Origin of the sequence: Leptothoe sp. PORK10 BA2 (assembly GCF_034932105.1) — a bacterium.
GTDB lineage: Bacteria > Cyanobacteriota > Cyanobacteriia > Phormidesmidales > Phormidesmidaceae > Leptothoe.
In genome coordinates this window covers 16,639-28,538 of the sequence record NZ_JAYGIG010000117.1, presented here as the reverse complement: position 1 = coordinate 28,538, position 11,900 = coordinate 16,639, and the positions used below count along the sequence as shown (strand labels likewise).

Genomic DNA, 11,900 nt, shown 5'->3' with positions numbered 1-11,900 from the left:
GCGGGTTAGTTCCATGCCTCCCATTGATAGATTAGATCGAGATTAGATACCGTAGGTATTGTCATCACCCTATCTCGCTATGCCCTTATCTATTGATCTTCAGGCGACTAACCTGCAGGGGACTGCGCCGCAGGAGACTGTCGCAGGACTCCCTCCCAACACCCTGCTGGGGGTGCATCACATTGCTCTGAATGTAAAAGACATGGCCGCTTCCTGCCGCTTTTACGGCACGATCTTGGGCCTCCATGAACTCACAGGGGATGAAATACCCGAAACCCTCGTCAAACTAGTGGCAGAGGGTAAAGTCACTAACTTTCGTTTACCCGATGGCACCATCCTGGATCTGTTTGGGGAACCCGACTTGGAGCCTCCCCATCCGGACCCTACCCGGCAATTCACTCGGGCCAATCATCTCGCTTTTGATATTGCTCCGGCCCTATTTGATCAGGCGGTAGAAGTTCTGCAACGGCATCAGGTCAATATCGACCATGGTCCCGTCAGTCGCCCCACCGGGCGGGGGATTTACTTCTATGACCCGGACGGATTTTTAGTGGAGATTCGGTGCGACCCTGGCTAGGCCTGAGGACATCAGGATATCAGTTGAGATTGTGGTGAGTTTTTGGGCCTGGTCGTCAGTTAGCTGCGCGGTGTCTTTCAATTCGCTGTCTTAAACGTCATTGTCGCGAGATTCATGAGCTGGACTGCAAACTAGAGGGGACTGCCAAAACTAGGCTCAGGGCTCGGATGGCCATAAAGCAGGTCATGGCTAACCACAGCAGGTGGGGGCTTTGGTGGGCATAGGCGACACTGGCTAAGGGAATGAAGCCGATGAGGGTAGCCAATAGGGTGGAGTTCCGCAGGGTGCTGCCCAAGGTGAGGCCGAGGAAGTAACCATCTAACATAAAGGCCATGGCCCCAAAGCCAAAGACGGGCAGGAGCCATAGAACATAGCGGTCGATCTGGCTGAGGATGGCGGCATGATCGGTGAGGAGGCCAAAGAGGGGTTGGGGGAAGGTGATGAATGCGATCGCACAAGCCAGACCCAGACCCACACTGATAACACCGCCCACCGTCAGTAGGGTACGCAGGCGATGGCGGTGACCTTGGCCATGACACTGCCCCGCATAGGTTTCAGTGGCAAAGGCGATGCCATCTAAAAAATAGCTCACCAGCATCAGGGCCTGGATTAACAACGTATTCACCGCCAGGGTTTCGGTACCCATGCCCCCACTCAGGTTGGTAAATGCGCCAAAGCTCACCAGTAAGGCCCAGGTGCGCACCATAATGTCCCGGTTGAGCCGAAACAAATCGCCGATGGCGCGACGATTCCATACCGTGCGCCACTGTTGCCCAACCTGTTCCCAAGGCACCGATCGCGCCAACAGCAGCGCCCCCACCAAGAGCATGACGTACTGGCTCAGGGCGGTGGCCAACCCGGCCCCATAGCTCTCCCAACCCAGGCGCACAATCATCCCATAGTCGAGCAGAATATTGGTGCCATTGCCCACCACCGCCAGGACCAATACCTGGCGGCTCCGGCCCAACCCCAAAAACCAACCCAGGATGACATAGTTCATCAGCACTGCTGGGGCATCCCAGATCCGCCCTTGGTAAAAAGCCACCCCCGCCTCTAGCACATCGGCATCGGCCCGGAGAATGGCAAACCCCACCTGGCGCAGCGGTAGTTGCCCTAGCAAAATCACCAGCCCCAACCCTAGGGCGATCATTAGCCCCCGCAATCCCACCCGCCACTGCTCAGGCTGATCGCCACGACCGGCTGCTTGGGCCATCAGCCCCGTGGTGCCCATGCGCAAAAAGCCAAAGCTCCAATAAATCCCGTTAAACAGCACCGTCGCCAGGGCAACACCGGCTAGGTGGCGAATATCGGCCAGGTGCCCCAAAAATGCGGTGTCGATCAGACCGGCGAGGGGGACCATCAGGTTGGAGATGATATTTGCGATCGCAAGCCGCCCAAATCCCCGTAACCAAACTGATTCAGCCACCCCATACCCCACTTATATCAACAGTAATTGAATTAATAGCAACTCTAAGTGTGACTCTGGGTAACTTGGGGTAATGCATTTTCAAAGATACGGGGAACTAAGGAATGAAAACCAACCAATATGCTCTGATACTGGTCAGTACAGTAGCTTTTCTAGGTAGCACTGCCGCCTCTAGCATGGCCCAAGTGCTCGGCACCACCACCGCCGAAGATTTTGGTGAGGGTGTTATTTTCCTAGAACCGGAAGCCGATGCCATCCCTGAAGTCCCACCCACAGCCCAACCCACCTTCATTGAACCGGTTTTACCCGAAGACATTCTGCAGGAAGAGAACCTACTTGAAGACGAACCAGCAGCCGAAGAGCCATCGGTAGAGGCCCCATCGGTAGAGGCCCCATCGGTAGAGGCACCGTTGGAAGAAGAACCGACGGCAGAGGAGCCCACCGTCCCCTCCCCAGAAGTCACCGAGACACCCGCCCACATCGATCGATTTAACGCTGGCCTAGAACAATACCGGGCCGGCAACAACGAAGCAGCTGTGACGGAATTTAACGCGGCCCTTGCCATTAACCCCGATTATGCCCCGGCCTACCTATTTCGGGGAGCAGCCTTCGCCAGATTGGAAGATTCATCGGCCGCTTTGAACAGCTATAACCAGGCTATCGTCCTGGATCCTAACTACAGTGCCGCCTATCTTAACCGAGGCATCCTTTACTACGATCTCCAAAACAAGGAGCGTGCCCTAGAGGATTTTGATCGCACCATCGCCACGGATCCTAATTCGGCCACAGCCTATATCTATCGAGGCTTACTGGACTCTGAGCAGGGAAACTACCAAACCGCGCTGGAATATCTAAATGATGCTGTGCGTCTGGAGCCCAGTAATCCTTCTGCCTATCTACACCGGGGCTTAATTTTCAAAGCCTTAGACAACCCAGAACAGTCCGTGGACGATTTCACCCAGGCCATCACCCTCAAGGAAGATTATGCCGAAGCCTTTCTCAATCGGGGAGTAGCCCACTATCAGTTAGGGGCCATGGGAGCCGCCCTAGTCGATTTTGATCGGGCCATTGCCTTAGATGAGACTAACTTGGAAGCCCATTACAACCGCAGCTTTGTACTCATCGCCCAGGAGCGTCCTCAGGCCGCCCTAGATTCCCTGAACACGGTCTTAAGCCTCAATCCTAGCTACGCTAACGCCTATTTAATCCGGGGTCAGGTCTATACCTCAGTGGGTAACACAAACGCGGCCATCAGCAACTTTAGCCAAGCATTAGAGCTCAGCCCCGATACCCCTGAAGCTTACTACGGTCGCGGCCAAGCCTACTTGATCACCAACGATCAGCAGGCCGCTCTGGCGGACTTTACCGCTGCCATTTCCCTAAAGCCTGACCATGCTCCAGCCCATAAGGCTAGGGGGGATGCCTTTGCGAATCTGGGGGACAAGCTTGGTGCCCTGGGGGACTACACCACAGCCATCGATCTCGATGGTAACTACTGGGCGGCCTATGCCAGTCGGGGACGCATACATTACGAGGTAGGCAACTACCCGGAAGCCTACGCTGACTTGTCAACGGTGATTGCGGCCAACGTTTTTGACCCTGATGTGTTCTACTATCGCGGCGTGACTAATGCGCTTTTGGGCAATGCTGGGGGAGCTGAATCAGATTTGGAGAAGGCAGGCAGCCTATACCTGACCAATAATGAGGCGGCTCGCTATCGCATTGTGTTGGATGCCCTGAGCAAACTGTAGGCCCATCTAAACCCTCTCAATATCAACCCATATCGCCAACCGGTGGTTCGGTTGGCGATATTTTCTGGAACCATCCGGCACTATCAATCCTGCAAGCTTTATCCTAAGGGGAGCGGATTGAGATGGTTTAAAGGTATGGTTTGGCGGCTAATCAGGGGTTGGGTTTGGGTTTTGCTGCCTTGTTTGTTGCTCACCATGGTCCTGGGAACGTCACCGGCCTTGGCCTCCGTCCATGTCTACCATGAACGTCCTGGACAAACCACGTTGCGATCGCAGCAAAGCTTCCGAGATCGCAACGATCACTCTTGGCAAGCCATTTTATTCAAACGCTATCGGCCCGACGGGTTAGACGGTCTATATCTACGGCTGGTGGGATTTCCGGGGGTGGTCACGGTGGACCCACAACAGCCCCTAACCATCACCACGGGCACGGCACTACGGTGGCAGGCCAAACCAAAACTGGACCCACCCACTCCGGCGCTCCCTAGCAACACCAACCAGTACGACATGACTGATGTCATGGCTGACTTGGAAAAAGCCATTCCCCTAACCCTTCAGGTACCGCTTCAGGGCACAGGTCCTAGACAGAAGGCTAGCGAGATTGTCGTGCCTCCCTATGCCGTTCAAGAATGGCGGGAACTGGCAACCCAAACGGTCGATGGGGTGAATTTTTAGGGAATTCGGTGCCGGTGGTTATACCTCACCCTTAGACTATGCTTCGCCAGCGTGGTACGAACTCCGCACCAACGGTCCTGAGCGCACCTGGGAAAACCCCAAATCGCGAGCAATATCTCCCAGACGGTCAAATTCCTCCGGGGTCCAGTAGCGTTGTACAGGCAGGTGGGCTAGGGATGGACGCATGTACTGTCCCAGGGTGATGCGATCGCACCCCACAGCCCGCAGATCCTGCATCGTCTTCACCAGTTCATCCTCCGTTTCCCCATGACCCAACATCAGACCCGACTTCGTAGGAATGGCTGCATCCAGCTCTTTCACATAGCGCAGCACATCTAAAGAACGGTGATATTTGGCCCCCCGTCGCACCGGGTCTTGCAACCGCTCCACCGTCTCCACATTGTGATTAAAACAGGCGGGCTTCGCCGTCACCACCATGGCTATGCGTTGCCGCTGCTGCTGCTCCGCCTGAGGTCCACCCCAAAAATCAGGAGTGAGCAGCTCAATTTGCGTCGTTGGACTCACCGCACGAATAGCCACCATCGTCGCCACAAACCACCCCGCCCCCTGATCCGGCAAATCATCCCGCGCCACCGACGTCAGTACCACATACTGCAACCCCAAGAGTTGGACCGACTCCGCCACCTTTTGCGGTTCCTGCGGGTCTAGGGGCATTGGAGCATGACCCTTATCCACCTGACAAAAAGCACAGGAACGGGTACAAGTAGGCCCCATGAGCAAAAAAGAGGCCGTCTTCTGGGCGTAGCACTCACCCCGATTCGGGCAGCGGCCCTCCTCACAGATCGTATGAATCTGGCGCTGTTTAATAATTTTTTGCACCGCCGACAGCTCACTCGCCCGCCCGATTGGCCGTCTCAACCACTCCGGCAGCTGCACAATCTCAGGTCTATCAGCTCCACCGGAACGCATTTGAGATAAACTTTCCATGACGCAATCAGGTTTTCTACAGTGGGTTGGGTATCCTCAGCCTTAACAAGAGCATCACATGGGATGGCGTCTTTATAGAAGAGTTCTATCACCTTAATCAATATTGATCCTAGTATGATTCTTAGAAACTAGTCAGGGTCAGACCTAGCTTCAGACCTATCTATGGTTATCGACGGGGCGACATATTTTTATAACGTTGCTGACCTAGGCCAGGTTCAGCAGCATGATTTTATCTAAACTGTAGCTATCTATTAGGAGTTAGTCGTGGCAGCAAGTCATAAAATTTTAGTGATTGATGATAGCCGGGTCATCAGAATGCGCGTCCGGGATATGTTGCCCCAAGGAAACTTTGAGGTAGTAGAAGCGACCGATGGCGTTGAAGGACTAGATGCTATCCGCAACCAAAAACCCAATCTCATCATGCTCGATTTTTTGCTGCCGCGCATGAGTGGGTGGGAAGTTTTCCAAGCCATCCAAGCATCCCCAGAGCTACAGAAAATCCCCCTTGTCTTGATGTCAGGGCGACGGGAAGAAGTCACCGAAAAAATCCAAGGCCCCTTCGAGTATTTTGAGTTTATTCAAAAGCCCTTTGAGCAAAAAGAGCTGATCGACGCCATTAAGGCCTCCATGGTCAAGGCCCGCAAGGTTCGGCCACAAACAACCACCGCCGCCGTCGCCTCGGCCCCTGTCGCCACCCCAGCCCCCGCCAGCAGCGATAGCTCAGCAGAAATTGCAGCCCTCAAACAGCAGGTAGCCACCCTACAAAAAGAAGTGGCCATGCTCAAAAATCAGACCGCCAAGATTTTGGCCTTCATCAAACAAAAGCTGCGTTAATTCAAAAGCTGCGTTAATTCGCCGGGCTAAAAGTACCAGGGCAGGGACCGCCCACCCATCCACCCAGCCCCTGCAGCACGGACGCGCAAAAAGAGCAAAAACTAACCCACCTAACCCAAGGCCTGACGGCCTTCTAATGCCCTGGCCAGGGTAACTTCGTCTGCATACTCCAGATCGCCGCCCATGGGTAAACCAAAGGCGATGCGCGTTACCTTGGTAAACGGTTTAACCAGCTGACCGACATAGAGTGTCGTGGTATCCCCTTCAATACTGGGGCTAATGGCCAAAATGACTTCAGAAATATCGTCCTTGTTGACCCGATGCACCAGCTGACCAATATTCAGCTGCTCTGGGCCAATACCATCCATGGGGGAAATCAACCCTCCCAGCACATGGTACTTCCCCTTATATTCTCGGGTCCGTTCAATGGCAATCACATCCCGTGAATCAGCCACCACACAGATCGTCTGATTATCCCGTCGGGTAGAGCGACAAATATCACATACCGGATCAGCAGACAGGTGAAAACAAATGGAGCATTGCCCCACCTGTTGTTTGGCATCCACTAAGGCCTGCGCCAGGGCACGCACCTCAGATTCAGGCCGTTTGAGTATGTGTAACGCCAGACGTTGGGCGGTTTTGGGGCCCACACCAGGCAAACGCTGAAACTCCTCAATTAATTTTGCTAACGGACGGGTAAAGATAGTCCCAACTCCTTCTTATCGGCTTTAGCGTCGCTGATTCCTGAGCATGAGCAGACTGCGTTTTGCCTGTGGCTTCAACCATAGCGACCATGGCAAACAGGCCGGTTCCCTAACGCAGTCAGGACTATTCTTCTTCCGTTGTATCAGCAACGTCTTCACTGTTGCCCCGCACTGGAGGCAGCTTTTCCACCAGTCCCATGGTGAAAGCGACATCGGGTAAATCCCCCGTAATGTACTTTCCGGGTTCAAAGACCCGGCCTGGGGTAAAGCAGATCTGTCGCAGCTCTACCATTTCAGTGGCCTCAAACATTGCCCGCGATAGTCGACGCTCTAGGGCCATAGGTCCTCCTCATTATTCGTCAATCTGCCAAAGCTCTTGGGTGTAGTCTTCATCCAGTACCTTCTTCGGTCGCACAATGACAATCACCCGCCCCAGTAATCCCTTACTGGGCTCGACATCAAACCAACCCATGGTCAACAGACCATCGTCGCCCGCCACCACAAAGTAGCTGTTATCATCCCACGCTTGCTGCTGCCGATCCACCAGCACCAACACCATTTCAGCCGAGGAACTATCCTGCTGACCGGGCAGGGCATTAAATGGCAGCAGCAGGGCCACCGGATCCTGCGCCGTGATCACCACCTGCCAACCGGGCACCGGCACCCAAGCCTGCTGAGCCAAGGACGAGCGCACAATCCCAAACAGGGGGTCAGGGTCTGCGGGCAAGGCTGCCTGAAATACATCTACGGAGAGGGGCCACTCCCCCAATAACTGGACAACGCAGGGAATATCACTGTCAGTCTCCAGGCGAAATAGGGGCAGCCGTGGGGCGGGCTTCTCCTTCACCACCTCAAAGTCCGTCAGTAATTTCTCAATGGCTGAACGAGCCCCCCCACTGTGGGCAAAGCGCAATCCTTGGGCAATCAGACGAGAGCGGGCCTGCAGGTCAGATTTTTGGCGGGCTAGCCCCCAATAGGAAAACGCCACCGCATCCCCTGGGTGATCGGTAAAGCCCTTGGGGGGTTCACTGCGATAGGCATATTCTTTCAGGGCTTTGGCAATATCCCGCACCTCTTCAGAATCCAGACCCTGATCATGGATAAATTGCACTGCCCTTGCCCGATCTTCCTTGGCCAGGATGCGTAGTTCGTAAAGGGCATCACTGCCACGAGCGGTGAAGTGTTCCAGCACAGCATCGGACACCGCACCCCCCGTAATGGATTGATACACCTGACCAGCCACCACAATTTGGTTTTGCTGAATGGGCTCAAACCCAGTTCCTTCAAAAATTGCTTGGGGCGACAGGCCCATTTTTTGTAGGGATTGGCAAGCCGCTGCCCAATCAACCCAGGTGCCTTGTTTACGGCGTAATTGGAGAAGCAGTGCCTCTGTATCGGCTGGGGGTGAATTGTGAGCCGGGGTGGTCATTGTGAGGGTCGATTGGAAAGTGTCCTCCGACTTTATCGCGGATAGCTGATGACTAAGCGGGAGTCACTGATTTTTTTTACGGCCTAGAAGCTAGGACCATGCCCATAGCCACACACAGCAAGAAATTAATCCAAGTTAAATCTATTTTTGTCAAGTAAATTTGCAATTTGTAATATTTTGCGTTACATTGATTTACATAGACGCACACCTCTTTAAGAAAAAGGCCTTCAGATTATGTACACCACCACAGATGAAACAGGACGGCTCAATAACTACGCTACTGAGCCTGCAATGTACCTGGCTACCTACCCCGCACCGGAGCAGCAACGTCAATACATGTTGCAAGGTGGCATGGCCATATTGCTCTTGAGCGTAGTGACCATAACCGCTCTAATCGTTAGCTAGGCCAGCCAGAATCCATCGACATCCCTTAAAAATTAGGAGACAAATCATGTTTGGTGTTTTATTTGCTGTAATTCTTGTCGGTTGGGTCGCTGCATCCATCATTGGCACCCAGGCCTACTTCTTCGGCGAGCAGTCCAAGCCGATCCATGAGCGCAATTGGAACTCTGATGGCTTTGAGAACCTGGCCAAATTAGTCACAGGACGTGAAACCGACTTCAACGAGCGGGTTTACCCCGTTGGTGGGGATGCTTACACCAGCAAAATGGCCAATAGTTAAGTCCCTTAATGTGATTTTTCTACGAAAACCCGTTCTTTGAAACGTCAAGTTTCCGAAGCTGTACACCGCTACCACTCCAGGTAGCGGTGTACAGGCGTTTAGAGGGAATTGTGATCCTGATGCCACTAAAATTACGAATTTCGTCCAATTGGTGGTTTCTCAGATATGATGAGTTTCAGAGAATAAAGATCGGTTGGTAACTTTTGTTTTTAGTATTAACGAGTTTTCACGTTTTTCCATTGACAGCCTCCTCTCCGAACCTTCCCTCTACATATCCTTTAAGTTTTGGAGAAAATCCATGTCAATTTATGTAGGTAATTTATCCTATGACGTTACAGATACCGATCTAACTGGTGTCTTTGCTGAGTATGGAACCGTCAAGCGCGTACAGCTACCCACTGATCGTGAAACAGGCCGCATGCGCGGTTTTGGCTTCGTAGAAATGGGTACTGACGACGAAGAAGCAGCTGCCATTGAAGCACTAGATGGTGCAGAGTGGATGGGTCGCGATCTAAAAGTCAATAAAGCCAAGCCCCGTGAGCCTCGGGGTGGTGGTTCCTTTGGTGGCGGCGGCGGCGGCAGACGCTAAAACAGTATCGGCGATTCCCTCGTCATTTAATGATGATGGAATCGTGATTTGAAACCACTACTCATAGACCCTGGTTAGTGGCTAGATCGATTTAAAAGAGTTCAGGTAACTTTACCTGAACTCTTTTATTATCAATGCATTAGGAAATTCCTTGACGGCAGGCTACTTGGCAAGTGATTATTAGTTAGACCCAAGGGGCTATAGCTCAGCTGGTAGAGCACCTGCATGGCATGCAGGGGGTCAGCGGTTCGAGTCCGCTTAGCTCCATAAAAAATGTCGAGGCGTTCCATGGAACACCTCGACATTTTTTATGGAGACATTTTTTGTATGGAGTTTAGGCAGAGTCTAAGGCAATTCGTTCTACCTCTTCCAAATCTTCGCCACTGTCGTCATCTTCCATATCTTTCAAAATGGACTGTAACAGGGGATCCGCGTAGGCTCGCTCAGTGTAAATATTGGGGTCCAGGGACATGGCCCGACGCAAATGCTCTAATGCCCATAGGTCATGACCTAGGCGAGCATGACACCGGGCTTGGTTGTAAAAAGCAAAGGGCTGATCGGGCTCAATGGCGAGGGATTTATCATAGGCTTCAATGGCGAGGCTATAGTTCTCCATCTTTTGCAGCGTCCAGCCCATGGCTAACCATCCTTGGTAGTTGTAGGCCTGGATCTTGAGGGATGTTATGAAACTTTCCCTGGCGGTTGCTAGCTGATCCACCTCTAACAGGGCCAAGCCTCGGAGATGCCACAAGCGCGAATCGCCGGGGTCTAAGGTAACGGCTTTCTCTAGGCTGGCAAAGGCGTCTTCCCCATGGCCCAGGTTCTTCAGTGCCGCTGCATGATAGCTCCAGACAGTAGCATCGTTGGGATCGATGCGCAGGGCATGATTTAAGGCGTTTAAGGCCTCTTGGGGCTGCTGCTCCTGCAGCAGCGTGCGACCCAAAATCATCCAGACTTTACTATCGCCATCGTAGAGTTCTGTAGCTTTGGTGAGACTGGCAATGGCCTGCTCGTTACGGTTGAGCTGTAGCAGCGCTTTGCCGCGATAGTACCAAACCTTATAAAAGTCAGGCCGCAACTGAATTGCTTGCTCGTAACTCACCACGGCTTCACCATAGAGCGCCCTTCGATGCAGATTCTTGCTTTGGCGATACTGGGCTTTGAAATAACCTGGGGCCTGTTTTAAAGCCTTGCTAAAACACTTGGAAGCTTCGTCTAATGCTTCTAGCTTTTCCAGTACCGCACCGTAGTTACACCATACTCGATGTTCTGTCGCTTTTAAGGACAGGGTGTGACGATAACTTTCAGCGGCTGCTTCATATTGGCCGATGCTGGCTAATAAATAACTGCGATAGTTCCAGGCTTGATAGTGATAGGGGTAGCGCTTGATGATGCGATCGCAAATGTTGATTTCCAGACGGTAGCGATCGTCCTGCTCGTGGGATAGGTGACTCACACTGGCAATATCAATAACTTGGCCACTCATCATGGGTATCTATGTATTTATACGGCAGTAGCACTAGGGATCGTCTTACTCAGTTATACAAATGTTAAGGATAAAGGCCGGACGCGAAATAGGGGTTGATACTAATCACACCCTGTCGCAGCCATTATGGGTATTGACTTCTAAACAAATACTACGCTTAAAATCCATGGATATATCCCCTATATCTATGGGCACATCGACCTATAGGATCAGGGTCCCCATTTTCAGCCCCCCTACTCTCAGGGTCGTATAATTCGTTAAATAAGGTTGATTAAAGAAGTACGGGTCAGGAAGACCCCGGTTTTTCTAAACCATCCAACGATATTCGTACAAATGACATGTTTGGATTCCCATGCATCCATCCCACTTGGCCCATGGGGAGATATCCTTTGCCTAATAAATTACGGATAATCACCCCCACTTATGCAACTCGGGGAAAACCACCAGGGGCTGTGGAAAACTCTGTGGAAAACTTGTGGAAAGTTTTTTAAACGGTTACAAGAGATTCACTATCAGTAATGGATTATGATACGTGATTAAATCAATGTACGGAGCTGAAAGCACTCAAAGCATTGAAATTCAAAATTTTTAGTCATCTTTATATTTTTGCCATCCCTAGGCTATTCATCGCCTAAAACGGCAAATAAGTTATCCACAGGTCTTGACAGATAGGTTCCTGAATTTGTGGTTTAACCTCCGTAGATCTGCCGAAACAATCCTCGCTGCTTTGCACTTCCCACCACTAACTGACGGAGTAGCCCATAGTGCCACTCATACAAAAAACTTTCCCCGTGGGCCG

At 52.2% G+C, this 11,900-nt stretch carries 13 protein-coding genes and 1 tRNA gene; 8 read left to right on the top strand and 6 right to left on the bottom strand.

Annotated features, from left to right (window positions below; genetic code table 11):
• Positions 1 to 79: 79 nt before the first annotated feature.
• Entirely contained in the window at positions 80 to 577 is a 498-nt protein-coding gene (locus VB741_RS17160) for a VOC family protein (RefSeq protein WP_323366410.1), read from the top strand.
• Between the two features lie 112 nt (positions 578 to 689).
• On the opposite strand, the gene VB741_RS17155 is transcribed toward VB741_RS17160, so the two are convergent.
• A complete protein-coding gene (locus VB741_RS17155; protein ID WP_323366409.1) occupies positions 690 to 2,003 on the bottom strand; it encodes an MATE family efflux transporter in 1,314 nt (437 codons plus the stop codon).
• A 104-nt stretch (positions 2,004 to 2,107) separates the two neighbouring features.
• Here VB741_RS17155 and VB741_RS17150 point away from each other — a divergent pair, with 104 nt between their 5' ends.
• Complete coding sequence (locus VB741_RS17150) at positions 2,108 to 3,754, top strand: tetratricopeptide repeat protein (protein WP_323366408.1); 1,647 nt, start codon at positions 2,108 to 2,110, stop codon at positions 3,752 to 3,754.
• A 195-nt stretch (positions 3,755 to 3,949) separates the two neighbouring features.
• Positions 3,950 to 4,429 carry a DUF3122 domain-containing protein gene (locus tag VB741_RS17145; RefSeq protein WP_323366407.1) on the top strand — a complete coding sequence of 160 codons (480 nt, stop codon included), beginning with the start codon at positions 3,950 to 3,952 and terminating at the stop codon, positions 4,427 to 4,429.
• A gap of 36 nt (positions 4,430 to 4,465) precedes the next feature.
• Here the strand turns inward: VB741_RS17145 and lipA are convergent, their stop codons facing one another.
• The gene (lipA, locus tag VB741_RS17140; protein ID WP_323366406.1) at positions 4,466 to 5,377 is read right to left on the bottom strand and encodes a lipoyl synthase; all 912 of its coding nucleotides are present in this window, start codon (positions 5,375 to 5,377) and stop codon (positions 4,466 to 4,468) included.
• 264 nt (positions 5,378 to 5,641) lie between these two features.
• On the opposite strand from lipA, the gene VB741_RS17135 reads away from it, so the two are divergent.
• Entirely contained in the window at positions 5,642 to 6,211 is a 570-nt protein-coding gene (locus tag VB741_RS17135) for a response regulator (RefSeq protein ID WP_323366405.1), read from the top strand.
• A gap of 110 nt (positions 6,212 to 6,321) precedes the next feature.
• On the opposite strand, the gene recR is transcribed toward VB741_RS17135, so the two are convergent.
• The 3 genes from recR to raf1 form a co-directional block, all read right to left on the bottom strand.
• Complete coding sequence (gene recR / locus VB741_RS17130; RefSeq protein ID WP_323366469.1) at positions 6,322 to 6,915, bottom strand: recombination mediator RecR; 594 nt, start codon at positions 6,913 to 6,915, stop codon at positions 6,322 to 6,324.
• A gap of 124 nt (positions 6,916 to 7,039) precedes the next feature.
• Positions 7,040 to 7,255 (bottom strand): hypothetical protein, encoded by a 216-nt coding sequence (locus tag VB741_RS17125; RefSeq protein WP_323366404.1) that lies wholly within the window; start codon positions 7,253 to 7,255, stop codon positions 7,040 to 7,042.
• Between the two features lie 12 nt (positions 7,256 to 7,267).
• Positions 7,268 to 8,344, bottom strand: a complete 1,077-nt coding sequence (raf1, locus tag VB741_RS17120; protein ID WP_323366403.1) for a RuBisCO accumulation factor 1 — start codon at positions 8,342 to 8,344, stop codon at positions 7,268 to 7,270.
• A gap of 234 nt (positions 8,345 to 8,578) precedes the next feature.
• Here raf1 and psb34 point away from each other — a divergent pair, with 234 nt between their 5' ends.
• The 4 genes from psb34 to VB741_RS17100 all read left to right on the top strand — a co-directional run bounded on the left by psb34 (position 8,579) and on the right by VB741_RS17100 (position 9,882).
• Positions 8,579 to 8,749 (top strand): photosystem II assembly protein Psb34, encoded by a 171-nt coding sequence (gene psb34, locus VB741_RS17115; protein ID WP_323366402.1) that lies wholly within the window; start codon positions 8,579 to 8,581, stop codon positions 8,747 to 8,749.
• 46 nt (positions 8,750 to 8,795) lie between these two features.
• Complete coding sequence (locus tag VB741_RS17110; RefSeq protein ID WP_323366401.1) at positions 8,796 to 9,026, top strand: photosystem II protein, Psb35-related; 231 nt, start codon at positions 8,796 to 8,798, stop codon at positions 9,024 to 9,026.
• 298 nt (positions 9,027 to 9,324) lie between these two features.
• Positions 9,325 to 9,615, top strand: a complete 291-nt coding sequence (locus VB741_RS17105; RefSeq protein ID WP_323366400.1) for an RNA recognition motif domain-containing protein — start codon at positions 9,325 to 9,327, stop codon at positions 9,613 to 9,615.
• Between the two features lie 194 nt (positions 9,616 to 9,809).
• Positions 9,810 to 9,882: transfer RNA gene (locus VB741_RS17100), tRNA-Ala, on the top strand.
• A gap of 67 nt (positions 9,883 to 9,949) precedes the next feature.
• Here VB741_RS17100 and VB741_RS17095 read toward each other — a convergent pair.
• Positions 9,950 to 11,104, bottom strand: coding sequence for a tetratricopeptide repeat protein (locus tag VB741_RS17095; RefSeq protein ID WP_323366399.1), 1,155 nt, complete (start codon positions 11,102 to 11,104; stop codon positions 9,950 to 9,952).
• Positions 11,105 to 11,900: the final 796 nt, after the last annotated feature.

What these genes read in the sequence shown, in the direction of transcription:
- VB741_RS17160 (WP_323366410.1), top strand. Translation starts at nt 80, where the DNA reads ATGCCCTTATCTATTGATCTTCAGGCGACTAACCTGCAGGGGACTGCG.
- VB741_RS17150 (WP_323366408.1), top strand. Translation starts at nt 2,108, where the DNA reads ATGAAAACCAACCAATATGCTCTGATACTGGTCAGTACAGTAGCTTTT.
- VB741_RS17145 (WP_323366407.1), top strand. Translation starts at nt 3,950, where the DNA reads ATGGTCCTGGGAACGTCACCGGCCTTGGCCTCCGTCCATGTCTACCAT.
- lipA (WP_323366406.1), bottom strand. Translation starts at nt 5,377, where the DNA reads ATGGAAAGTTTATCTCAAATGCGTTCCGGTGGAGCTGATAGACCTGAG.
- VB741_RS17125 (WP_323366404.1), bottom strand. Translation starts at nt 7,255, where the DNA reads ATGGCCCTAGAGCGTCGACTATCGCGGGCAATGTTTGAGGCCACTGAA.
- raf1 (WP_323366403.1), bottom strand. Translation starts at nt 8,344, where the DNA reads ATGACCACCCCGGCTCACAATTCACCCCCAGCCGATACAGAGGCACTG.
- psb34 (WP_323366402.1), top strand. Translation starts at nt 8,579, where the DNA reads ATGTACACCACCACAGATGAAACAGGACGGCTCAATAACTACGCTACT.
- VB741_RS17110 (WP_323366401.1), top strand. Translation starts at nt 8,796, where the DNA reads ATGTTTGGTGTTTTATTTGCTGTAATTCTTGTCGGTTGGGTCGCTGCA.
- VB741_RS17105 (WP_323366400.1), top strand. Translation starts at nt 9,325, where the DNA reads ATGTCAATTTATGTAGGTAATTTATCCTATGACGTTACAGATACCGAT.
- VB741_RS17095 (WP_323366399.1), bottom strand. Translation starts at nt 11,104, where the DNA reads ATGATGAGTGGCCAAGTTATTGATATTGCCAGTGTGAGTCACCTATCC.